Annotated in this window: 19 protein-coding genes; 5 read left to right on the top strand and 14 right to left on the bottom strand. The window is 64.9% G+C overall.

All coding sequences use genetic code 11. From position 1 onward, the window contains the following. The first annotated feature begins 161 nt into the window (after positions 1-161). From EII42_RS04660 to EII42_RS04645, 4 genes are read left to right on the top strand one after another with little or no spacing between them, the layout of a single operon-like run. On the top strand, positions 162-2003 hold the full coding sequence (locus EII42_RS04660; RefSeq protein ID WP_233558275.1) for a 2-oxoacid:acceptor oxidoreductase subunit alpha: 1842 nt from the start codon (positions 162-164) through the stop codon (positions 2001-2003). A gap of 53 nt (positions 2004-2056) precedes the next feature. Then, positions 2057-3040 (top strand): 2-oxoacid:ferredoxin oxidoreductase subunit beta, encoded by a 984-nt coding sequence (locus EII42_RS04655; RefSeq protein WP_125171010.1) that lies wholly within the window; start codon positions 2057-2059, stop codon positions 3038-3040. Further along, positions 3037-4320: a hypothetical protein gene (locus EII42_RS04650; RefSeq protein ID WP_125170951.1), complete on the top strand. Its 1284-nt coding sequence runs from the start codon at positions 3037-3039 to the stop codon at positions 4318-4320. Before EII42_RS04655 ends, EII42_RS04650 begins: the two co-directional genes overlap by 4 nt. Positions 4321-4361: 41 nt before the next feature. Continuing rightward, positions 4362-6299 carry a M13 family metallopeptidase gene (locus tag EII42_RS04645; RefSeq protein ID WP_125170950.1) on the top strand — a complete coding sequence of 646 codons (1938 nt, stop codon included), beginning with the start codon at positions 4362-4364 and terminating at the stop codon, positions 6297-6299. Between the two features lie 17 nt (positions 6300-6316). Here EII42_RS04645 and EII42_RS04640 read toward each other — a convergent pair whose 3' ends face one another. Next, on the bottom strand, positions 6317-7279 hold the full coding sequence (locus EII42_RS04640) for a hypothetical protein (RefSeq protein WP_125170949.1): 963 nt from the start codon (positions 7277-7279) through the stop codon (positions 6317-6319). Here EII42_RS04640 and EII42_RS04635 point away from each other — a divergent pair, their 5' ends adjacent. Beyond that, a complete protein-coding gene (locus tag EII42_RS04635) occupies positions 7280-7618 on the top strand; it encodes a hypothetical protein (RefSeq protein WP_125170948.1) in 339 nt (112 codons plus the stop codon). Between the two features lie 164 nt (positions 7619-7782). Here the strand turns inward: EII42_RS04635 and EII42_RS04630 are convergent, their stop codons facing one another. From EII42_RS04630 to EII42_RS04570, 13 genes are all read right to left on the bottom strand, one after another. Beyond that, entirely contained in the window at positions 7783-7974 is a 192-nt protein-coding gene (locus EII42_RS04630; RefSeq protein ID WP_125170947.1) for a hypothetical protein, read from the bottom strand. 118 nt (positions 7975-8092) lie between these two features. Continuing rightward, positions 8093-9055, bottom strand: a complete 963-nt coding sequence (locus EII42_RS04625; protein ID WP_125170946.1) for a polyprenyl synthetase family protein — start codon at positions 9053-9055, stop codon at positions 8093-8095. Continuing rightward, on the bottom strand, positions 9055-10629 hold the full coding sequence (gene nuoN, locus EII42_RS04620; protein ID WP_125170945.1) for an NADH-quinone oxidoreductase subunit NuoN: 1575 nt from the start codon (positions 10627-10629) through the stop codon (positions 9055-9057). Before nuoN ends, EII42_RS04625 begins: the two co-directional genes overlap by 1 nt. After that, positions 10626-12134, bottom strand: a complete 1509-nt coding sequence (locus EII42_RS04615; protein ID WP_125170944.1) for an NADH-quinone oxidoreductase subunit M — start codon at positions 12132-12134, stop codon at positions 10626-10628. The genes nuoN and EII42_RS04615 overlap by 4 nt, the downstream gene beginning before the upstream one ends. A 14-nt stretch (positions 12135-12148) precedes the next feature. After that, on the bottom strand, positions 12149-13978 hold the full coding sequence (gene nuoL, locus EII42_RS04610) for an NADH-quinone oxidoreductase subunit L (protein ID WP_125171009.1): 1830 nt from the start codon (positions 13976-13978) through the stop codon (positions 12149-12151). A gap of 73 nt (positions 13979-14051) precedes the next feature. Continuing rightward, positions 14052-14351, bottom strand: coding sequence for an NADH-quinone oxidoreductase subunit NuoK (gene nuoK / locus EII42_RS04605; RefSeq protein ID WP_125170943.1), 300 nt, complete (start codon positions 14349-14351; stop codon positions 14052-14054). Beyond that, positions 14348-15160, bottom strand: a complete 813-nt coding sequence (locus EII42_RS04600) for an NADH-quinone oxidoreductase subunit J (protein WP_125170942.1) — start codon at positions 15158-15160, stop codon at positions 14348-14350. The genes nuoK and EII42_RS04600 overlap by 4 nt, the downstream gene beginning before the upstream one ends. After that, positions 15157-15705, bottom strand: a complete 549-nt coding sequence (nuoI, locus tag EII42_RS04595; RefSeq protein WP_125171008.1) for an NADH-quinone oxidoreductase subunit NuoI — start codon at positions 15703-15705, stop codon at positions 15157-15159. The genes EII42_RS04600 and nuoI overlap by 4 nt, the downstream gene beginning before the upstream one ends. An 8-nt stretch (positions 15706-15713) precedes the next feature. After that, positions 15714-17057, bottom strand: coding sequence for an NADH-quinone oxidoreductase subunit NuoH (gene nuoH, locus EII42_RS04590; RefSeq protein ID WP_125170941.1), 1344 nt, complete (start codon positions 17055-17057; stop codon positions 15714-15716). After that, positions 17054-19435: an NADH-quinone oxidoreductase subunit G gene (locus EII42_RS04585; protein ID WP_125170940.1), complete on the bottom strand. Its 2382-nt coding sequence runs from the start codon at positions 19433-19435 to the stop codon at positions 17054-17056. Before EII42_RS04585 ends, nuoH begins: the two co-directional genes overlap by 4 nt. Further along, positions 19435-20745, bottom strand: coding sequence for an NADH-quinone oxidoreductase subunit NuoF (gene nuoF, locus EII42_RS04580; RefSeq protein WP_125170939.1), 1311 nt, complete (start codon positions 20743-20745; stop codon positions 19435-19437). Before nuoF ends, EII42_RS04585 begins: the two co-directional genes overlap by 1 nt. Then, positions 20742-21479 carry an NADH-quinone oxidoreductase subunit NuoE gene (nuoE, locus tag EII42_RS04575; protein ID WP_125170938.1) on the bottom strand — a complete coding sequence of 246 codons (738 nt, stop codon included), beginning with the start codon at positions 21477-21479 and terminating at the stop codon, positions 20742-20744. Before nuoE ends, nuoF begins: the two co-directional genes overlap by 4 nt. Continuing rightward, positions 21476-22762 carry an NADH-quinone oxidoreductase subunit D gene (locus tag EII42_RS04570; protein WP_370318097.1) on the bottom strand — a complete coding sequence of 429 codons (1287 nt, stop codon included), beginning with the start codon at positions 22760-22762 and terminating at the stop codon, positions 21476-21478. The genes nuoE and EII42_RS04570 overlap by 4 nt, the downstream gene beginning before the upstream one ends. Between the last annotated feature and the right edge of the window lie 39 nt (positions 22763-22801).

Raw genomic sequence — 22801 nt, 5'->3', positions numbered from 1 at the left:
CAGCTCCTGCACACCCAGCATTTACTTAACCACAACTAGTTAACCATAGCTAATCAATTGCCCCAAGCCCAGTACCCGGCCGGAATCCGGGATTCGTTCCCACCCCGGTCGCGGCGACTACAATGAACGCCGACAAGAACGTTTCAACTCAAAGAGGTTCCGTGACTAGGCAACTCAATCGGGTCGTCATTCGCTTTGCCGGGGATTCCGGCGACGGGATGCAACTCACCGGCGATCGGTTCACCGCCGAAGCAGCCAGCTTCGGCAACGACATCGCCACACTGCCGAACTATCCCGCCGAGATTCGCGCCCCGCAGGGCACGCTGCCCGGAGTTTCCAGCTTCCAGTTGCACTTCGCCGACTACGACATCGTCACCCCCGGCGACACGCCCGACGTGCTCGTCGCTATGAACCCGGCGGCGCTCAAAGTCAACCTCCCCGACATGGCTCGGGGCACCGTCATCGTCGTGGACACCAACGAGTTCACCACGCGCAACCTGAAACGAATCGGCTGGGCCACCAGCCCGCTTGAAGACGGCACGCTCACCAACCACACCGTCCACGCGATCAACCTGACCGCGCTGGCCCAAGGCGCAGTTGAGGGCTTCGGCCTCACCCGTAAGGACGCGTCGCGCACCAAGAACATGTTCGCGCTCGGCCTGCTGTGCTGGATGTACTCACTGCCCACGCAGGGAACCGAGCGCTTCCTGGCGGAAAAATTCGCCAGCAAACCCGAGATCCGCGACGCCAACCTGGCCGCCTTCAAAGCCGGGTATGCCTTCGGCGAAACCACCGAATCCTTCGCGGTGCGCACCGTCGTCGCCCCCGCACCGATGCCCGCCGGACGCTACCGGCACGTGTCGGGCAACCTGGCCACCGCCTACGGTCTCATGACAGGCGCGCACAAAGCCGGGCTCGAACTCTTCCTCGGCTCCTACCCCATCACCCCGGCCTCCGACATCCTGCACGAGTTGTCCAAACGCAAAGACGTCGGGGTGATGACCTTCCAAGCCGAGGACGAGATCGCTGGCATCGCTGCCGCGCTCGGCGCCAGCTTCGGCGGCGCGCTCGGCGTGACCACGACGTCGGGGCCCGGCATGGCGCTGAAATCGGAATCGATCAGCCTCGCGGTGATGACCGAGCTGCCCCTGGTGGTGGTGGACGTGCAGCGAGCCGGACCCTCTACCGGGCTACCAACGAAGACCGAGCAGGCCGACCTCTTCCAGGCGCTCTACGGCAGGCACGGCGAAGCCCCCCTGCCCGTGCTGGCCGCGCAGTCCCCCGCCGACTGCTTCCACATCGCCGTGGAAGCCTGCCGCATCGCGGTCAAGTACCGAACCCCGGTCATCATGCTCTCCGATGGTTACCTCGCCAACGGTGCGGAACCCTGGCGGATCCCCAACCTGGCGGAGCTGCCCGACGTGGACCCGGGCTTCGCTCAGCCCGAAGCCGAGGACTTCCACCCCTACGCCCGCGACCCAGAGACTCTGGCCCGCTCGCTGGCCGTGCCCGGCACGCCGGGCCTGGAACACCGCATCGGCGGCCTGGAGAAGGATCAGCTCACCGGCAACGTCTCCTACGACCCCGACAACCACGAGCAGATGGTGCGCACGCGGGCGCGAAAGATCGCGGGGATCGTGCGCGACGTGCCGGATGTCGCGGTCGACGACCCCAGCGGTGAAGCGCGGGTACTCGTGCTCGGCTGGGGCTCCACGTACGGCCCGATCACCGCAGCCGTCCGCCGCGTCCGCGCCGCCGGGCTCGTCGTGGCCAACGCCCACCTGCGGCACCTCAACCCGCTGCCCGCGAACCTGGGGGAAGTGCTGCGCTCCTACGAGCGCGTGATCGTGCCGGAGATGAACCTCGGGCAGCTCTCGCACGTCCTGCGCGCCGAATACCTCGTCGATGTGCAGCCATACACGCGCGTGCGCGGCCTGCCCCTGTCCATCGCCGAACTGGAACAGCACCTGAGCGCCGCAATCAACGCACTGAAGGAGAAGTAGTGTCCGGTCTCGCTGGCGTCCCCCTCGCCATCACCCCCATCAGCCGCAAGGAAATGTCCAGCGATCAAGAGGTCCGCTGGTGCCCCGGCTGCGGCGACTACTCGATCCTGTCCACCTTCCAGCAGGTCGCAGCCGATCTGGGCATCCGCAGAGAAAACCTGGTGCTGATTTCCGGTATCGGCTGCTCGTCGCGGTTCCCCTACTACATGAATGCCTACGGGATGCACTCTATCCACGGTCGGGCGCCCGCGATCGCGACCGGGCTCGCCGCCGCGCGCAAGGATCTGAGCGTGTGGGTCATCACCGGGGACGGCGACGCCCTCTCCATCGGCGGAAACCACCTGATCCACGCGCTCCGACGCAACGTGAACATCAACATCCTGCTGTTCAACAACCGCATCTACGGCCTCACCAAAGGCCAGTATTCGCCCACCTCCGAGTTGGGCAAGATCACCAAGTCGACGCCCTACGGCTCCCTCGACCACCCCTTCAACCCGCTGTCCGTGGCCGTCGGCGCCGAGGCAACTTTCGTCGCGCGCGCCATCGACTCAGACCGGGCGGGCCTAACCCAGGTATTGCGGGCGGCCGCAGAGCACCGGGGCGCGTCCATCGTCGAGGTCTACCAGAACTGCCCCATCTTCAACGACGGAGCCTTCGACTCAGTCAAGGGCCCTGCCGCGGCAGAGACCCTGATCCCGCTGGTGCACGGAGCGCCCATCGTGTTTGGCGCCGAAGGACACAAGGCAGTCGTGCGCGACGGTTCCGGCCTGAAGATCGTTGACGCCGCCAGCGTGGCCGACGAGGACATCGTCATCCACGATGAAACCTGCGACGACCCGGCCTACGCATTCGCGCTCACCCGGCTCACTGACAGCGGCCTGCTGAGCCGAGCCCCCGTCGGCGTACTCCGACGGGTCGACCGCCCCGCCTACGACGATCAACTGCGTGAGCAGATCAGGCTCGCCCAACGCCCAGATCGGGCGTCAGCGCTGGCGGAGATCATCGCCGGCCCCGATACCTGGGAGGCCCACGCATGAGGCACCGCCCGGAGGCCCCACGCCCCAGCCCCCGGGGTGGTGTCCCGCCGCATACCGGCTCCCACCAGCAGCCGACCCAGCCCGCCGCTCCACAACGGTGGCCCGCCGGCACGCACGCGCAACACGAGGCCCCGCAGGCCGACCGCACCGCGTTCCAGCGGACGGTGAACTCCGCCGCCCGACCCGCGTTCACGCACGCCCAGTTCGAGGCGACCGACCAAGACAGGTTCGTCGCACCGCCCGTCGAGCAGGAGCACGCCCGCGCCCCGCTGCCGTGGAAAGCGGCGGCCTACACGCTGGTCCTAGTGCTGACCATCGCAGTTGGCCTCGGCTACGTCTATGTGAAATATCTGAACACGCAGGTCTACGATCCGAACACGCTCGTGATCACCAACACGGGACCGGAACCCGCCAAACGACGCTCCCCCCAGGAAACCGTGCGCGGCTACCTGGAGGCTTTAGCTGCCGGAGACATTGAGAAAGCCCTGACGTTTGGGGAGATCAAGGGCGACGGCAGCCGCGCCCTGCTGAACCCGGACGCGCACCGTCGGATGCGGCAGAAGGCTCCCATCACCGAGATCATGGTGCACACCACCGACGAGAAGGCCCTCAACGTGGAGGTCAGCTACCGGCTGGCCGGAAACAAGGTGGAGGCGACCATGCCTCTGGTCAAGGTCGAGAACGGTTTCTACGCGCTTGCGAACGTCACCACCTCCGTCCTGCTGGAGCTGAACAATGCGCAGCGGCTCCCCCTGCGCCTCGCGGGGGTGGAGGTCGAGGAGTTCGAGGCCATCGAGGTGGTGCCGGGAATCTACGAGCTGAGCACCGGGCTCGACTTCATTGAGTTCCCCTCCTCCAACACCATCACCATCAGCTCGCTACAGTTCGCGCAGAAGACCCCCTTCCCAGCGATCCCGCAGCTCACTAGCAAAGGATCGGAGGCGTTCCGCACGGCCGTTGCCCGCTCACTGGAAGCATGCGTTGCGCGGACGGAGCTGGCGCCCGAAGGCTGCCCGCAGGCTCGACGCGCGGCGCGACCCATCGTCGAAGGCTCCGTGCGCTGGCAGCTGGTCGGCAACCCCTTCGCCCGGGTCGAGCCGGGGCTTTCCACGCAGGACCAGACCCGGGCCACGCTGAACGCCGACCTGCAGATGACGCTCACCTTTGAGTACACGGACGGCTCCAGCCCCGGCACCGAGGAAGTCCACGTCTCCACCACCGTGTCTGCGGACATGATGGGCAGCGACGGTGACAAGCTGGAAGTGCGCTGGGAACGCTAGCCGGTCAACCCGTCTTGCGCCCCGCCAGTAGGGTTGAGCCCATGACTGGACTCGACCTTTCCCATCGCGACGTGACGGTTCGTCCGCAGGACGACTTCTTCCGCTATCTGAACGGCTCCTGGCTGGCCACAGCCGAGATTGCGCCCGACCGCTCGTCGGCCGGCGCCTTCGTGACGCTGACGGATGAGGCGGAACGCAACGTGCGAGCCATCATCGAGGAGCAGGTCTCCGACGATCCGGCCAGCGAGTCCGGGAAGATCGCCCTGCTCTACAGCTCGTTCCTGGCCGAGGACGAACTCGAAAAGCTCGGGGCCTCCCCACTCAGCCCGCTGCTGGATCGCGTGGCAGAGATCCATGACTCATCGTCGTTGGCTGCCTTCCTGGGGCGGGCCGCTCGCGACGGCTACGCAGGTGCCTTCTCGCTGAGCGAGGACGCCGACCCGGGGGATCCGAAACGCTACGTCTACTTCCTCTACCAGGGCGGCCTAGGGCTGCCGGATGAGGAGTACTACCGGCTCGAAGAGCACGCGGAGACGCTCGCCGCCTACCGGAGCCATGTCGAACGCGTCCTCACTCTCGCCGGCGTCCCCGCAGCCGCAGAGCAGGCCGAGCTCGTGCTCGATCTGGAGACGAGGATTGCGACCCTGCACTGGGACAAGGTCAGCTGCCGCGACTTCATCAAGATGTTCAACCCCTCCTCCCTGGACGAGCTGGCAGCGACACCAGGATTCGACTGGCACGCTTTCGTGGCCGCCGCCGAAATCCCTCACGAGAAGCTGTCCTACTTCGTCAACGCACAGCCTTCCTTCTTCACCGGCCTGGCCGAGCTTGCCGCGAGCATGCCTATTGAGGCATGGCGCGCCTGGGCACGCTGGCACACGGTCTCCGCACTCTCGCCCTACCTGTCCAGTGCATTCGTGGAGGAGCGCTTCGACTTCTACGGGCGCACGCTGGCCGGTACCGAGGAGATCCGGCCCCGCTGGAAGCGGGCGATCAGCTTCGTCGAGAGCACCGTGGGTGAGGCGGTGGGCAGGCTGTACGTCGAGCGGCACTTCCTGCCGGAGTCCAAAGCCGCAATGGAACAGCTGGTGGAGAACCTGATCGCCGCTTACCGGGATTCCATCTCCCAGCTCGACTGGATGACCGACGTCACTCGGGCGGAGGCGCTGAAAAAGCTCACCGGATTTCGTCCCAAGATCGGCTACCGCAACAACTGGCGCGACTACTCGGCGCTCCACGTGGGCGACTCTCTCATCGACAACGTGCTGGCGCGCAACGCCTTCGAATTCGATCGTTCCTTGTCGCGCGTGCTGGAGCCCGTTGACGTGGACGACTGGGAGATGCTGCCCCAGACGGTCAACGCTTACTATCATCCGCTGCGCAACGAAATCGTCTTCCCCGCCGCTATGCTTCAGCCGCCGTTCTTCACTCCTGGCGCAGACGACGCGGTGAACTACGGCGCTATCGGCTCGGTTATCGGCCACGAGATCGGACATGGTTTCGACGACAAGGGCTCCACCACCGACGCCGAAGGCCGCATCCGAAACTGGTGGACCGACGAGGACCACGCGGCCTTCCGTGCGCGCACCGGCCGGCTGGTGGACCAGTTCGACGGGCTTTCCCCGGTGGGCGTGGATGGCGCAGTCAACGGCAAACTCACCCTCGGGGAGAACATCGGCGACCTCGGCGGGGTCGGCATCGCCTACCGCGCCTGGTTGCTCTCTGGTGGGGAGCCCGACGGCGAAGAGATCGATGGATTCACGCCAAAACAGCGCTTCTTTCTTGGCTACGGGGCCATCTGGCGCTCCAAACGGCGCCCCGAGATGGAAAAGCTGCTGTTGAGCGTTGATCAGCACTCGCCTGCGGAGTTCCGGGTCAACAAGATTCTGTCCAACATCGATGCCTTCCACGAAGCCTTTGACACGCAGCCCGGCGACGGCCTGTGGCTCGACCCCGACGAGCGAATCAGTATCTGGTGAGGAACCGGCGGCCCTCCTCAGTGGGGGCCGCCAGCCCGACGTGTAGCGCAGCCTGCGGCCAGCACCACGATGAGCGGCAGTTCCACGTAGACATGGTAGGTGGCGAGCAGGCCGTAGACGCTGCGGCCTGCCAGGTAGTCCAGGCAATACATGCCGGCCAACACCAGCGCGCAACCCGCCGCGAGCCACCACACCCGTCCTCCCTTGAGGAGCGGAACGCGGGCGGAGAAGGCCGCGCTGGCGTCGCGAGCAGCCCACGGCAGGAAGCCGATCCACACCGCGTAGTGCATCGTCTGCATGAAAGCGAAGACCGATAGGTAGCTCGTCAGACCGCTCTCGCGCAGCCCGGGCGGTGTGGCCCCGGCCCAGATGCTGTAGGCCGCGCGCGCGTCCAGCCAGCCTGGGACGGATTCGACGCTGGGCGCGGCCAGCAGGAGACCCAGCGGGATCAGTACAGCCCAGAGCAACTGCATGCCCAGGAAGTAGCGGCGCTGTGAGGTGCCCAATCGTCGGGACCAATCCCACAGAAAAGCTAGCGGAACCAGGTTATGCAGGTGGGTCAGCACAAAGAAATACTGCCCGGGCCACTCGATCGCGTGGATGGTGGCGGCGGCGCATACCAGAAGCGCCAGCAGCCGCCAGGCGCCTCCCAGCGCAACCCAGCAGCCCAGGGCAACCGTTGCCATGCCAGCAACAATCTCCAGAACGGCCGCCACCGGAACGATGCTGGCCAGGGCCCGTGCGACGAACACCAGGCTCGTCAGCCCGAAGAGCCACCAGGCGAACGCGCCGCGCAGCATGGAGGAGAAGCGTCCGATAACGTAGCGCAACTCGATGATCACGTGCGTGATGCCAAAGGCGGCCAGCCCGAGAGCAGCTACAGCCCATACGCTCATCAGGGTCGCAGCGAGGGAGGCCAGGGTCGAGGCGGCGAAATAGAGCACGGCCAAGCCGCCCAGCGGCGCTGCTAGCCTTTCCACATGGACCAGTTCCTCCTCTGGCTCGGCGCCTTCGGCCTCACCCTGGTGTTCGAGGCCGCGACCGTGTTCTTGATCGGGCTGGCCACTCGGGCCCACACCCGCCGCTGGGCACCAACTCTATTCCTCGCCAACCTGACACACCCGGTGCTCTGGATTTCGCTGCACTTTTTCGGGCTCACCTTCTGGAACATCATCATCGGGGAAGTCCTGGTCGCCCTGATCGAGTGCTGCGTCTGGCGCACCGCCACAGGGCACACCCACGCGCCGTGGGCGTTAGCGGCCGCTTTGGGGTTGATCTCCAACGCCGTGTCATTCGGGCTGGGCCTTCTGGTCAGCTGAAGAGTCCACCACCAACTAGCGCCGACGAAACAACCACACCAGGAGCGCGATGAGACCTGCTACCACGGAGCACCCCAGGACAAAGACGATAAAGAGCGCAAACACCGGGCTGCCCGGAAACACCGGCGGCAAAACGTCTACGGGAATCAGAAGGTGCCCGCCCATCATGACTTGCGCGCCTTGAGGAAAAACACCAGCAGGGGGACCAAAATCAGGAGCAGCACCACGCCACCAACGATGATGGAAATCCCATCCCAGCCCAACCCTGCGTCAGCGCCGGGTATGGGGAACTCCGACCCCGGCGGCGCCTCGGTTTCTACTGGGTCCGGCGGGTATACGACGTCTCTGGGAAACATCTGACTCCTTCATACAGCTAGTTCTCCTCGGCAGTCTACCGGCCAAGGAAGTCATCGACTCGCCCTCGGGAGGTCCGATGCGCCGTAACCCAGCATCGCCTCAGAAACGAACAGTGGGTCAGGATGAGCGGGTGACCAGTTCGTCCGCAACCTTCAGCAACGTCTCCTTGGCCTCGCACTCCGGCAGCGGAGCCAGATACTCCCGTGCCAGGGCGGCATGACGCTCAACCTCGGCAAGCGCCTCGGCCATGATGGGGTGCGCACGAAGCCTGACCAGCACCTCGGTCAGGGCCTCGTCAGAGGTGAGGTCCCCGTCAATCAACGCCAGCAACTCAGCATCCGCTGGGTCGTTCCTGGCACGCAGCATGAGCACAGGTAGCGTCGGCACCCCCTCACGCAGGTCGGTGCCCGGAGTCTTGCCCGTCTCCTCGGAGCTGATGTCGATGAGGTCATCGGAAAGCTGAAACACGACCCCAATCTCCTCCCCAAAGGAGCGCAACGCCTCCACCTGCTCCGGTGGCAGCCCGGCGACCATGGCGCCGAAGCAAGCCGACGCCGCGATCAGCGATCCCGTCTTGTCGGCGATCACCTGCAGGTAGTGCGCCAAGGGATCGTCCTCGGGGCTCGCCCCAACCGTCTCCGCGATCTGGCCCTGCACGAGCCGAGCAAACGTGTTGGCCTGCAACTCGATGAAGTCCGGCCCCAACCTGGCCACGAGCGCCGAAGCCCGGGCGAATAGGAAGTCACCCACCAGGATGGCCACGGAGTTGCCGTAGAACCGGTTGGCGCTGGGCGCCCCCCGGCGCGTGTCCGCCTCGTCCATGACGTCGTCGTGATAGAGGCTGGCCACGTGCGTCAACTCCATCACCATCGCCGCCGATTGGAGACGATCCTCGTCGCTCACGGTGCCGAACTCGGAGCAGGCAAACACAAGCAGAGGGCGGAAACGCTTGCCACCGGCGACGATAACATGGCGTGCAGCCTCGGTCACAAGATCGCTGGCGGCAATGGCGGACTGCGCCAGCCGGGGCTCGAAAGCCTCAAGCCGGCGCTGCAACCGGTCTTCAAAAGTCAGGGTCATCAACGAATGAACTCCGAAACGCTGTTCATCAGATCCAACAGCCCGCCAGGCAGCAGGCCAAGAACCACTGTAGCGATAGCCCCGAACACCAGCACGGACCAGCCCCAAGCAGACGGGCTGACAACGCTCACCTCAGACGCGGCCGGAGCGTCCTGGAACCACATCGCCACCACGATCTTCAGGTAGAAGTAGGCCGCCACGACGCTCAGCACGACCGCGACCACGACCAACCAGCCGTAGCCGCCCTGGAACGCTGACACAAATACCGCCAACTTCCCAACGAAACCAGCTGTGAGCGGGATACCGGCGAAGCTCAGGAAGAACAGCGTCATGATCCCCGCCGTAACCGGGTTGGTCCGGCCCAGGCCGCGCCAATCGTCGATGTTCGTGGCCTCTCCCCCGGAACGGCGCACGGTCATCAGCAGCGCAAAAGCGCCCAGCGTGGCCACGCCGTAGGTGAGCAGGTAGAACGCCGCTGAAGCCACCGTCGAAACGTAGATCTCCGGACCAGCCTGGACGGCACCAACCACGCCCACCAGAATGAATCCGGCGTGCGTGATCGCCGAGTAGGCGAGCAGGCGCTTGATATCGCTTTGCCAAAGCGCGGCCGTCGCACCAAACAGCATGCTCGCCACAGCGACGACCGCAAACACCGGCTGCCAATCCCACTCGGCCCCGCCCAGCGCAACAAAGAAAACGCGCAGAAGCGCCGCGACGGCGGCAGTCTTCGTGGCGATGGCCATGAAGCCCGTCACCGGGGTGGGCGCGCCCATGTAGACATCGGGGGTCCAGGCGTGGAACGGCACCGCGCCGACCTTGAACAGCAGCCCGACGGCCACCAGGACCAGGCCAAACAGCAGCAGACCGTAGTTTGGCGCACCCAAGTCGAGCGCCGCAGCCACGCTGGTCAGCTTCAGGCCACCCGAGTAGCCGTAGAGCATGGCGACACCATAGAGGAAGAAACCCGAGGCCAAGGCGCCCAGCAGGAAGTACTTCAGGCCCGCCTCCTGCGACAGCAACCTGCGACGACGCGCCATGGAGGACAGCAGGTAGAGCGGCAGCGAGAACACTTCGAGCGCCACGAACAGCAGGATCAGGTCGTTCGAGGAGACGAAAAGCATCATGCCGAGCAGCGAGAACAGCAGCAGCGGGAACACCTCCGTGTGCTCGCGGCCCTCCTCCTCAGCCTTCCGCTCCAGCGGGGAGCCCGGGACGCTGCTGGCTGCCGCAGCGAACGCGGAACGCCCCTCGGCCACGCCACGCTCCGCGAACAACGCCAGGCCACACAGCCCGAAGATCAGCAGCATCGCCCAGAACAGTGCGGTGGGCCCGTCGAACGACACCGAGTTCATCGCCAACAGCTGGGCCTTGAAGTCGACCGCAGAATAGGCGAGTGCGCCGACGGCGCTGATCAGGGTCAACAGCGTCAGCGCGGTCTGCACGGTATAGCGCACGCTGCGGGGCACAAAAGCTTCGACGAGCACGCCGATCACCGCTCCCCCGAACACGATCATGAGCGGAGCCAGGGGCAACCACTCGACGGTGGGGGCCAGAATCTCCAAGACGTTGCTCATCGTCCGCCTTCCTTCAGCTGCGGGGTGGGATCCGTCACACCAGCGACGGAGAGGAAGCCCTGGGAAGCACTGTCAATGATGCTCAGCGCGGGCTTCGGAACGAAACCGAGAATCAGCAACAGCACGATCAACGGGAAGACCGCAGCCCGCTCCCGCAGGCTGAGGTCGTGTTTGATGTGTTCCTCGACCTGTTCGGTCACCGGTCCGGTCATCGTCGTCTTGTACAAACGCAGGACGTACACGGCCGCCAGCACCATGCCAAGCGCGATCACAGCGACGTGCGCCGGGTATCGCTGGAAGGAGCCGGCCATCACCAGGAACTCGGACACGAAGCTAGCCATACCTGGCAGAGCCAGCGCAGACAAACCGGACAGCAGGAAGAACCCGGCCAGCACCGGCGCTACCTTCTGCACACCGCCGAAGGCGTTGATATCGGCCGAGCCGCGACGGGCCACCAGGAAGCCCACCATCAGGAACAGAGCGGCGGTGGAGAATCCGTGGTTCAGCATGTAGAAGATCGACCCGGTCATGGACTGGGTGGTCAACGCGAAGATGCCGAGAACCATGAACCCGAAGTGGCTGATCGACGTGTAACTCACCAGCCGGAGCATGTCCTTCGACTGGAAAGCCATCAGCGCGCCGTAGAACATCGACACCACCGCCCACACCAGCACCACCGGCGCGGCCCACTGCATGGACCCTGGGAAAATCACTAGGCAGATCTTGATCAGGCCGAAGGTGCCGATCTTGTCGAGGATGCCGACCAGCAGCGTCGATGTGCCGCTCGTCGCGGCCGCTGCGGTGTCCGGCAGCCAGCTATGCAGCCCCACCAGAGGAGCCTTGACCGCAAAGGCGAAGAAGACCGCCACGAAGAGGAGGTTCGCTGTGGTGGGATCCAGCGACAGCGCCGCCAGGTCACCGATCAGCATGCTCGGCTTACCAGCGGACACCGACGACGCGTACAGCCCGACGACGCCCACCAGCAGCACCAGGCCCCCGGCCAGCGAGTACAGCAGGAACTTGATCGCCGCCCGGCGCCTGCCCGTGCCGCCGAAGCGACCGATCATGAAGTAGACCGGGATCAGGGTGGCCTCGAACGCGAGGTAAAACAGCAACAGATCGCCCGCGAGGAACACGAACAGTGCCAGGCCTTGCATCAGCAGCGCCAGCGAGAAGAACCCGGCCGCGGTCCCCCGGATATCGGGGCGATCGTCGATGCGCCACTCCGCAAGCAGCACCACCGGCAGCAGGATCACGGTGAGGAGCACCAGGACGGCATCCATCGGCATCATGTCGAGCGCATAGTAGGCGCCGATCGGACGAATCCACGGCACCGATATGGCCAGCGAAGTGACACCCGAGAAGCTGAGCACCGCCACGGTCCCGCCGAACACCAGCGTCGTCAGCGCGAATCCAAGGCCAACAAGTTTCGCCACGTTGCCCTTGAGCAGGGCGACGACGGCGGCCCCCACAATCGGCAGTAGGGCGAGAATGGTCAACAACATGTCTCTATTACTCCTTAGCCCAGCTGACCCAGAATGACCACCAGCGCCAGCGCCAGCACGCCGACGACGAGGGTGAGCCCGTAGCTGCGCGAGTAGCCGTTCAGGCCTCGGCGCAGGAAGTTGCCCAACCCAGCCGCGACGACCGCGCCGCCTTCCGGCAGCCCGTCGAGAGTGGTTCGATCAAACCAAGCAAGGCCAGCGGCCAAATCCTTGGTGGGACGGATGATTGCGTGCTCGTTGATGGCGTCGCCGAACAGATCGTTGCGGCCAGCGAGAACAAGTACGTTCCTCGTCTTGGGCTCGTCCCGGGCGACATCACGGAACGCCAGGTAGCCAACGGCCACACCTGCGGCGACGACGGCCATCGTCAGCCAACCAATCCCGGTGATGTGCAGCAGGCCGGTGGCGTGCACCTCGTGCCCGGTGGGCACCACCAGCCAGTCCTGGATCCAGCCGTTCATGGCCAGGCCTGCCACCAGCGACGCCACAGCCAGCACCACAAGCGGAACCGTCATGGTCAGCGGCGATTCGTGCGGGTGGACGCCCTCCTTCCAGCGCTTCTTGGTGATGAAGGTCATCATCATGAGCCTGGTCATGTAGAACGCTGTCACCCCCGCGCCGATCAGAGCCAGTACACCAAGCGTGGTGCTCTCGTGGAATGCGGCCTCGATGATGTGGTCCTTCGAATAGAAGCCCGCGGTGAAGGGGAAACCGATGATCGCCAGGTAACCCGCCGCGAACGTGAGGAAGGTGATCCGCATCGGCGCGGCGAGCGCACCAAAGTTGCGCATGTTCACGTCGTCGTTCATGCCGTGCATCACGGAACCGGCGCCGAGGAACATGTTGGCTTTGAAGAAACCATGCGTGATCAGGTGGAAAATAGCGAAGGCTGCGCCGACCGGGCCGAGTCCCGCCGCGAGCATCATGTAGCCGATCTGAGACATCGTCGAACCGGCCAGCACCTTCTTGATGTCGTCCTTGCAGGAACCAATCCAGGCGCCCGCGAGCAGCGTCACCGTGCCGACGATGGCCACGGCCAGCGTCGCCTCCGGCGACTGTGCATAAATCGCGTTGGAGCGGATGACGAGGTAGACGCCGGCGGTGACCATCGTCGCCGCGTGGATGAGCGCGGAAACCGGGGTCGGGCCCTCCATCGCGTCCAGCAGCCAGGACTGGAGCGGAACCTGCGCAGACTTGCCGCATGCCGCCAGCAGCAGCAGACAACCAATCAGCGTCGCCCAGCCACCCAGTTGCGGGGCTACCGCGCTGACGTCCGTGAAGTTGACCGAACCGATCAGGCTGAACATCGTGAACATTGCGGTAGCCAGCCCCAGGTCGCCCACCCGGTTGACAATGAACGCCTTGTTGCCGGCTGCGGCCGCCGAGTCCTTGTGTGCCCAAAACGAGATAAGCAAGAACGACGCCAGGCCGACACCTTCCCAGCCAACAAACAGCACCAGGTAGTTGTTCGCCAGGACCAGCGTGAGCATCGCGGCGATGAAGAGGTTCAGGTAGGCGAAGAAACGCCTACGCCGTTCGTCGTGAGACATATAGCCGATCGAGTAGACGTGGATGAGGGATCCCACGCCGGTGATCAGTAGCACGAACAGGATCGACAACTGATCCACGAGCAGCCCGATGCTGACCGACCAGTTTCCGGTGGCCAGCCACTCGTAGACGGAGATGTTCACCGGTTTCGGATCGCCCAGCATCTGCAGGAACAGCAGCAGCCCGATGACGAAGGATGCGATCGGCGCGACGGTGGCCAGCAGGTGGCCCCACGCGTCCGAGTACTTGCCCAGTAGGAGGAGCAGCAGCGCGGTGCAGAGCGGGATCGCGATCATCAGCGGAGCGAGCGCGAACAGGCCGGCCGCCGCCTCCGTCGGAATGGTTTCTAGAGCAAACACGTACGGCCCCTTAGAACTTCATCAGGCTCGCGTCGTCGACCGAAGCCGAGCGACGTGCCCTGTAGACGGCAACGATGATGGCGAGGCCCACCACGACCTCGGCCGCTGCGACAACCATCACGAAGAAGGCAGCCATCTGCCCCTCAAGGTTGCCATGTTGGCGCGCGAACGCGACAAAGGCCAGGTTCGTCGCGTTCAGCATCAGCTCCACGGACATGAAGGCGATGATCGCGTTGCGGCGCAGGAGGAAACCCGCGACACCCACCGTGAACAGGATGGCGGACAGTACGAGCAGAGCGGAAGTGGTCATTCCTCAACTCCTTCGGCTTGCGCACGGGATGCTTCGATCGCGGCGAGGCTCTCGACCGCAGGGCCGCGCAGCTGTTCCACGTCGACGGCCACTCCGCGATCGAGCAGAGTCCGGGACAGCGATGTCTCGGCCACTGAGCCATCCGGCAGCAGCGCAGGCACCGAGATGGCGTTGTGCCGGGCGAACACACCCGAGTTGGGGGCGGTTCCGGGATGCACTCCGTCCTCGGCGTAGGCGCGGGTCCGCTCCTGTGCCTTCTCCCGCTGGGTGAGCTTGCGCCGCAACTCGTCGCTGTGCGTAAGTAGCAGCGCGCCGACCGCGGCGGTGATCAGCAAAGCGGCCGACACCTCGAAGGCCAGGAAGTAGTCGTGGAAGACGATCTTGGCGAGTGTCTCGACGTTGCCCTCGGCGTTCGCCGTCGCCAGGCCTGCAGGCTGGCCGAACTGGGCCAGCTGCCCCACACCCAACACCAGCAACGACCCGACCCCGAGCGCCGCCAGGATCGCAGCCACCCGGTGACCCTTGATCGTCTCGACGACAGAATCCGTCGACTGGACACCGATGAGCATCACGACGAACAGGAACATCATGAGGATCGCGCCGGTGTAGACGATGATCTGCGCGACAAACAGGAAGGGGGCGTCCTGTGCCGCGAACAACACAGCGAGACCGATCATCACTCCCGCCATGTATACGGCGGAATGCACCGGCCGACGCGAGATGAGGAAAGCCAGCGCGCAGAACACCATCACCGGCGCTGCAACCCAGAAGGCAACGTCGCTGGCAGCGAGTAGCGCAACGTTCATCATTCGGACACTCCTGACTTTGCGGCGCTGCGCGTGTCGGGCTCACCGGTGGGCGGCAGTCCGAGGAAGTAGTCGTCCTCGTCCGGGCCCAGACGGCGAGGATGCGGCGGCTGCTCCATTCCCGGCAGCAGCGGTGCCAGGAGTTCGTTCTTGGTGTAAATGAGCTTTTCCCGCGTGGTGTCCGCGATCTTGAACTCGTTCGTCATCGTCAGCGCCCGGGTGGGGCAAGCCTCAATGCACATACCGCAGAAAATGCAGCGCAGATAGTTGATCTGGTAGACGTGACCGAACCGTTCACCGGGTGAGAAGCGGTTCTCGTCGGTGTTGTCCGCGCCCTCGACATAGATCGCGTCCGCGGGGCATGCCCACGCGCACAACTCACAGCCGACGCACTTCTCCAGGCCGTCCGGCCACCGATTCAGCTGGTGACGCCCATGGAAACGGGGCATCGTGACCTTCTCTTCCCCCTTCTTGTGGGGGTAACCCTGGGTGAAGGTCTTGCGGAACATCGTTTCAAACGTGATGCCGAAACCGGCCCACTCTTGCAGGAAACCCATCAGGCGTCCTCCTCCTTGACGGCGTCGGCCTCAGCGGCCTGCGGTTCGCTCTGGGCAGCCACGACGCCCGCCAGTTCCGGCAGCTTCTGCCCCGGCCGCGGCGGAACTGGGTAACCACCTGCGAATGGATCGAATGGCTCCGACTCGACCGCCTTGGGCGCCTCCTTCTCCTCAGGATCAAGCTCCCCTAGGTCGGTGCGGCGTTTGATGGAGATCAGGAAGCCGACGGCCACCACCGTGAGCACGCCCAGCGCCGCCGAAGCTTGTGGGAAGAGCATCACGGCAACGAGGTACACCAGCACGATCTCGATCAGGTACTTCCAGCCCAGGCCCATGAACTGGTCGTAGCGGAAGCGAGGCAGCGTGCCGCGCAGCCACACGAACACCGAGAACACCAGCTGTGTCTTGATGATGAACACGATCGGGCCGAGCCACGGGTTGTCGAAGCCGGGGATGATGTTCAGCGGCCATGGCATCAAATAACCGCCCAGGAAGAGCGTCGTGCACATCGCGGATACCGTCGCCATGTTGATGTACTCCGCAAGGAAGAACATCGCGTAGCGGAAGCCGGAGTATTCGGTGAGGTAACCGGAAACCAACTCCGATTCACATTCCGGCAGGTCGAACGGAGCGCGGTTGGTTTCGCCCACCATCGCGATCGCATACACCACGAAGCACGGAAACAGGAGGAACCAGTACCAGCCGGTGATGCTGTGGCCCTCGAACAGCGGCTGCCCTGTGAACGGCATGACGAACTGGATCGGCACGTTCTGTGCCTCGACGATCTGGTGGGTAGACATCGAGCTGGCACGCAGGAATACCCCGACCATCGCCAAGCCCATCGCTAGTTCATAGGAGATCATCTGCGCGGTAGAGCGGAGCGAACCCAAAAGGGAATAGGAGTTCGACGAAGCCCAGCCCGCTAGCACGATCCCGTAGATGCCGATCGAGGCGATCGCCATCACGAACAGCGCAGCCACCGGCAGGTCGGTTACCTGCAGACGGGTCGCAACACCGAAGATCTCCACCTCGCCACCGAGCGGCATCACGGTCCAGGTGGTGAAGGCCGCCATGCCGGCCAAGATCGGCGCCAAGTTGAAGATGAACTTGTCGGCCTTCTTGGGGCGGAAGTCCTCCTTCAGGATGAGTTTCGCACCGTCGGCCACGGCCTGGCCCAGACCGAACGGGCCGTTCATGATTGGGCCGAGTCGATGCTGCATCTTCGCAACGAGCCGGCGTTCGTACCACACGTTGAAGATCGTCCACACCAGCAGCAGAACGAACAGCACCAGCACCTTGGTTAGGACGAGCCACCAAGGATCCTGGAAGAAAATGGGGTTCATTCGTCCTCTCCCCCTTCGAAGGTGACGGCGCTCACCGTCACGGGCGTGCCCGGAACGACCGCCAAGCGGTCCTCTCCGGGATTCAGCGGAGCCCAGACCACGCCGTCGACGAGGTCCGGCGTCAGCACCACGGGCAGCACCAGCTCCCGGGTGCCTGCCGACACCCGGGCAACCTCGGCGAGGCCGAGTTCGGCGGCCGTGCGCTCGTTGACGCGCAAGATGGGCTTTCGTGCAGTGGCTCGCAACGCGGGCTCATTATCGTTTCCGCGCGAATAGTCGAGCAGTTCACGCCATCCGGCGAGCAACAGGCCTTCACGTTTGGGGACCGGGACCGCATTCGGCGGAACTGCCCGAGCCCCTTCCCAATCCATCAGTTCTTGGAAGGCCGCCCACGCTGCGGTGGGCGTGCGCATGCCCAGGTCGGAGCCCAGCGCGTCGGACAGTGCCGCGAGAATCCGCAGATCGGTGAACGGGCTGTGGTTGGCCCGAGTGACCATCGCGACGCGGCGGTCGCGGCCCTCCCAGTTGCGGAAATGTCCGGCCTGTTCCTCCACCAACGCGGCAGGGAACACGACGTCGGCACGCTCGGTGACCTCGGACGGCCGCTGCTCGATGCTGACGACGAACTCCGCTTCTTCCAGCGCTTGCAGCGCCAGGTCGGGATTGCCCATGTCGCCGGGTTCGACGCCCGCCACAACCAAGGCCTTGAGCCGGCCAGTCAGCACCGCGCGGAACTGGTCATCGGCAGCGAGACCGGGCTCGGCTGGCAGGTTGGGAACTCCCCAGGCCGCTGCGACGTCGGCACGAGCTTCGGCGTCCGCCACCAGCCGCCCGCCGGGCAGCAGGCCGGGCAGACAGCCCGCGTCGATCGCGCCCTTGTCGCCGGCTCGACGCGGCAGCCAAGCGAAACTGGCGCCTGTGCGCTCAGCCACCTGCACAACCGCGCTCAGCAGGCCTGGCAGAGTGGCAGCACGCTCACCGACCAGGATCACGGTGTCTGGGTCCAGGCCGGTCAGGTCCTGGAGGGCCGACACCTCGTCGCCGGGGGCGGCTGCGACGACGGTGGCACCCAACTTAACCGTCCCACGCGAGGCGAACGGCGCGATGGTGGTGACCTTCAGCCCGCGTTTGCGCACGTTCTTGCGCAGCCGCAGGAACAGCCCGGGCATCTCGTCCTCGGGCTCGAAGGCGACGAGCACGACGTGGCTCGCGCGATCCACTCCGGCTACTCCCACACTGGCCCGGCCCGCGACTGCGGCGGCCAGGAAGTCAGCTTCCTCGGCCGAGTGCGGCCGAGATCGGAAGTCGATGTTGTTGGTACCCAACACAGCGCGCGCGAATCTAGCGTAGCCGAACGCGTTCTCGACGGTCAGCCGACCGCCGGTCTGCACGCCCACCGCGCCGACCGCTTTCTTCAGCCCGGCCACGGCGGCGTCAATGGCCTCCGGCCACGACGCCACTTTCAGCGTGCCGTCGCGGCGCACGAGCGGGTGCATGAGACGGTCCTCGCGCGCGTACATGAAAGCGAAGCGGCCCTTGTCGCAGTTCCACTCGTCGTTCAGCTTCGGATCGAAACCCGCCAAGCGTCGCTTCACCTGGTGGTGGCGGTGGTCGACGCGCAGTTCACAGCCCGAAGCACAGTGCTCACACGAGGTGGTGGTGGATACCAGGTCGAACGGCCGTGCCTGGAAGCGGTAGGCGGCCGAGGTGAGCGCGCCCACGGGGCAGATCTGCACGACGTTGCCCGAGAAGTAGGAGTCGTACGGCTCCTGCTCGTAGAACCCCACCTGTTGCAGCGCGCCGCGCTCCACCAATGTGATGAATGGATCGCCCGAGATCTGCTCGGAGAAGCGTGTACAACGAGCGCAGAGCACGCAGCGTTCCCGGTCCAGCAGAATCTGTGCGGAGACGTTCACCGGCTTCGGGAATGTGCGCTTGTGTCCACCGTAGCGCGACTCGGCGTGCCCGTGGCTCATGGCCTGGTTCTGCAGCGGGCACTCGCCGCCCTTGTCGCAGATGGGGCAGTCGAGCGGGTGATTGATCAGCAGCAGCTCCAGGATGCCCTTCTGGGCCTTGTCTGCCACCGGGGAGCTGACCTGCGTCTTCACCACCATGCCCTCGGCCACCGGCATCGTGCACGAGGCCTGAGGCTTCGGGAATCCTCGGCCGTTGCCGGCATCGGGAATCTCCACCATGCACTGCCGGCAGGCGCCGACGGGGTCAAGCAACGGGTGGTCGCAGAAGCGCGGGATGTTGGTACCGATCATCTCGGCGGCGCGAATGATGAGGGTGCCCTTCGGCACGCTGACCGGGACGCCGTCGATGGTCAGGGTGACGAGATCCGGCTTGAGGACCTCCCCAGTCGAGTCAACGCTCATCAGTTGGCTCCTTCCAGTGCGAAAAGGGCGCTCTTGGCGTAGGGGAACAGCTCCCAGGCGGGCGTGTGGTAGCCCTGTTCGAACTCAGAGCGGAAATGTCTGACCGCGCTGGTCACGCACGCCACCGCGCCGTCGGCGAGTGCACAGAATGACTTGCCGCCGATGTTGTCGCAGACGTCGAGCAGCTTGTCCACGTCTCCCTCTTCGCCCTTGCCCTGTTCCAGCTTCATCAGCAATTGAACAAGCCACCACGAGCCTTCCCGACAGGGGGTGCACTTGCCGCAGGATTCGTGCTTGTAGAACTCGACGAAGCGTAGCGTCGTGCGCACCACCGACACGGTCTCGTCGAACACCTGGAGCGCCTTGGTGCCCAACATCGTGCCCACGCTGGCCATCCCCTCGTAGTCGAGCGGAACGTCGAGGTGTTCACCGGTCAGGATCGGGGTGGAGGAGCCGCCCGGGGTGAAGAACTTCAGTTCGTGCCCGGCGCGGACACCGCCCGCCAGGTCCAGCAGCTGCCGCATCGTGATGCCCATTGGGGCTTCGAACTGGCCCGGGCGCACCACGTGGCCGGAGAGCGAGTAGATGGTGTAACCGCTGGACTTCTCCGTGCCCATCGACTTGAACCATTCCTTGCCACCCGCGATGATGCTGGGTACCGAAGCGATGGACTCGACGTTGTTCACCACCGTCGGGGAGGCGTAGAGACCGGCTACCGCGGGGAAGGGCGGGCGGAGCCTCGGTTGGCCACGACGGCCTTCGAGGGAATCCAGCAGGGCCGTCTCCTCGCCGCAGATGTAGGCGCCCGCGCCCGCGTGGACGATCAGGTCGAGATCGTAGCCGGAGCCGAAGATGTTCTTGCCTAGATAGCCCGCTGCGTAGGCCTCCCGCACCGCCTGTTGCAAGCGGCGGATGACGTGCAGCACCTCGCCCCGGCAGTAGATGAACGCCTGGTGCGAGTTGATCGCGTAGGACGCGATGATAACGCCCTCCACGAGGGTGTGAGGGCTGGCCATCATGAGAGGCATGTCCTTGCAGGTGCCCGGTTCCGACTCGTCGGCATTCACCACGAGGTACTTCGGATTGGGGTTGTCCTGCGGCACGAAGCTCCACTTCATACCCGTCGGGAAGCCCGCCCCGCCGCGGCCGCGGAGGTTGGCGTCCTTGACGAGCGAGATGATGTTCGCCTGCGCCATCTTCAGCGCATCGCGCGCGGCCCGGTAGCCGCCCGCCGCTTCGTAGCGCGAGAGCTTCCAAGAGTTAGGCTCTCCCCAGTGCTTCGACAGCACGGGAGTGAGTAGATCGGTCACTGCTCGTCCTCCTTCACAGTCGGCAGTTGGGCGGGGTCTGGGGCCTGCCAGCCGCGTTCCGCAGCAATTTCGACGCCCGTCAGGGACGCCGGGCCGGCAGAAGGCCCCTCGTCGGCGCGGCCGTCGGGGAAGCCTGCAAGCACCCGCTCCGCTTCCCGCCACGACGTGATCGTCGCCCCACGCGGGGAAACGACCTCCTCATCCGCGATCAACTTGTCGAGCAACTCGTCGGCTTTCTCCGGGGTCATGTTGTCGAAGAACTCCCAGTTGACCATCATCACCGGGGCGAAGTCGCAGGCCGCGTTGCACTCCAGCCGTTCCAGGGAGATTTGGCCGTCCGCGGTGGTCTGGCCCTCGTCAATACCAAGCTTCTTTTTGACCCGCTCCAGCAGGATGTCGCCACCCATGACGGCACACAGCGCCGTGGTACACACCCCGACATGCTGCTTGCCCGCCGGGCGACGCTTATACATGGTGTAGAAGGTGGCGACACCTGAGACCTGGGCCGTGGTGATGCCCAGCACTTCCGCGCACACCTCGATGCCCCGCGGGCTGATGCGGCCGTCATAGTACTGAACCAGGTGCAGCATCGGCAGCAGAGCGGAACGGGCCTGCGGATAGCGCCCCGCCAACTCGCGAAACTCGGCCACGGCGGCCTCGTCGATGTTGGTCGACTGGTTTGTGTAGTCGACCGAACCCGACTCGGGGAAGAAAGACTCGAAGTGGCCGCTCATCGGTCCACACCTCCAAGGACTGGGTCGAGGCTGGCGACTGCCACGACGACGTCGGACATCATCGCGCCTTCGCAGAGATAGGGGATGGACTGCAGGTGGTTGAAGCCTGGGTCACGGAAGTGCGCACGGTACGGGCGCGGCCCGCCATCGGAGACCAGGTGGCAGCCCAACTCGCCCTTCGGCGACTCGATCGCCTGGTAGACCTGGCCGACCGGCACCTTAAAGCCCTCCGTGACTATCTTGAAGTGGTGGATCAGGGCTTCCATCGACTGGCCCATGATCTCTTTCACGTGCTCGTTGGAGTTACCCTGGCCGTCCGATCCGACGGTCAGTTGGGCAGGCCAAGCGATCTTCTTGTCGGACACCATCACCGGCTGCCCCTCGGTCTTCTCCAGCCGCTCCAGGCACTGTTCGACGATCTTCAGCGACTCCCAGCACTCCGCGAGGCGAATCCGGAAGGCGCCATAGCAGTCGTCGCCTTCCCATGTGACCACGTCGAAGTCGTAGGTCTCGTACCCGCAGTACGGTTGCGACTTGCGCAGATCCCACTCGAATCCGGTGCCCCTGAGGCGCGGCCCGGACATGCCCAGCATCATCGCTCCGGTCAGATCAACGCAGGCCACGTCTTTCATGCGGCCGATGAAGATCGGGTTCACGTTGCAAAACGTCGCGTACTCCGGAAGGTGTTTCTTCAACCAGTCGATCAACGAACGCAGGTGGTCCAGTCCCCCTTCCGGGAGGTCGTTGGCGACGCCACCCGGTCGGATGAAGGCGTGATTCATTCGCAACCCAGAGATGTCCTCGAAGAAGTCGAGAATCCGCTCACGCTCGCGGAAGGCGATGGTCATGACGGTGAGCGCACCGATCTCCATGCCGCCGGTTCCCATGGCCACCAGGTGGGAGGCTATCCGGTTGAGTTCCATCATCAGCACCCGGATGATGCTCGCCCGCTCCGGGATATCGTCGGTGATGCCCAACAACTTCTCGACAGCCAGGCAGTACACTGCCTCGTTGAAGAGCGGGGCGACGTAGTCCATGCGGGTGCAGTAGGCCACGCCCTGGGTCCACGTCTTGAACTCCATGTTCTTCTCGATGCCCGTGTGCAGGAAGCCGATTCCGGGGCGGATCGAGGTGACCGTCTCGCCATCCATCTCCAGGATCAGACGGAGCACGCCGTGCGTGGAGGGATGCTGCGGACCCATGTTGATCACCAGGGTCTCGTCGCCGCGCTCGGCCTGCTCATTGACGATATCCGCCCAGTCGCCCCCGGTGGCGAAATACACCCGGTCGGCCGACTTTTCGCCCGGACCTGCATATACGTC

The sequence above is a fragment of the Tessaracoccus sp. OH4464_COT-324 genome, from assembly GCF_003932855.1.
Taxonomy (GTDB): domain Bacteria; phylum Actinomycetota; class Actinomycetes; order Propionibacteriales; family Propionibacteriaceae; genus Arachnia.
This window is presented reverse-complemented; position numbering and strand designations above follow the sequence as displayed.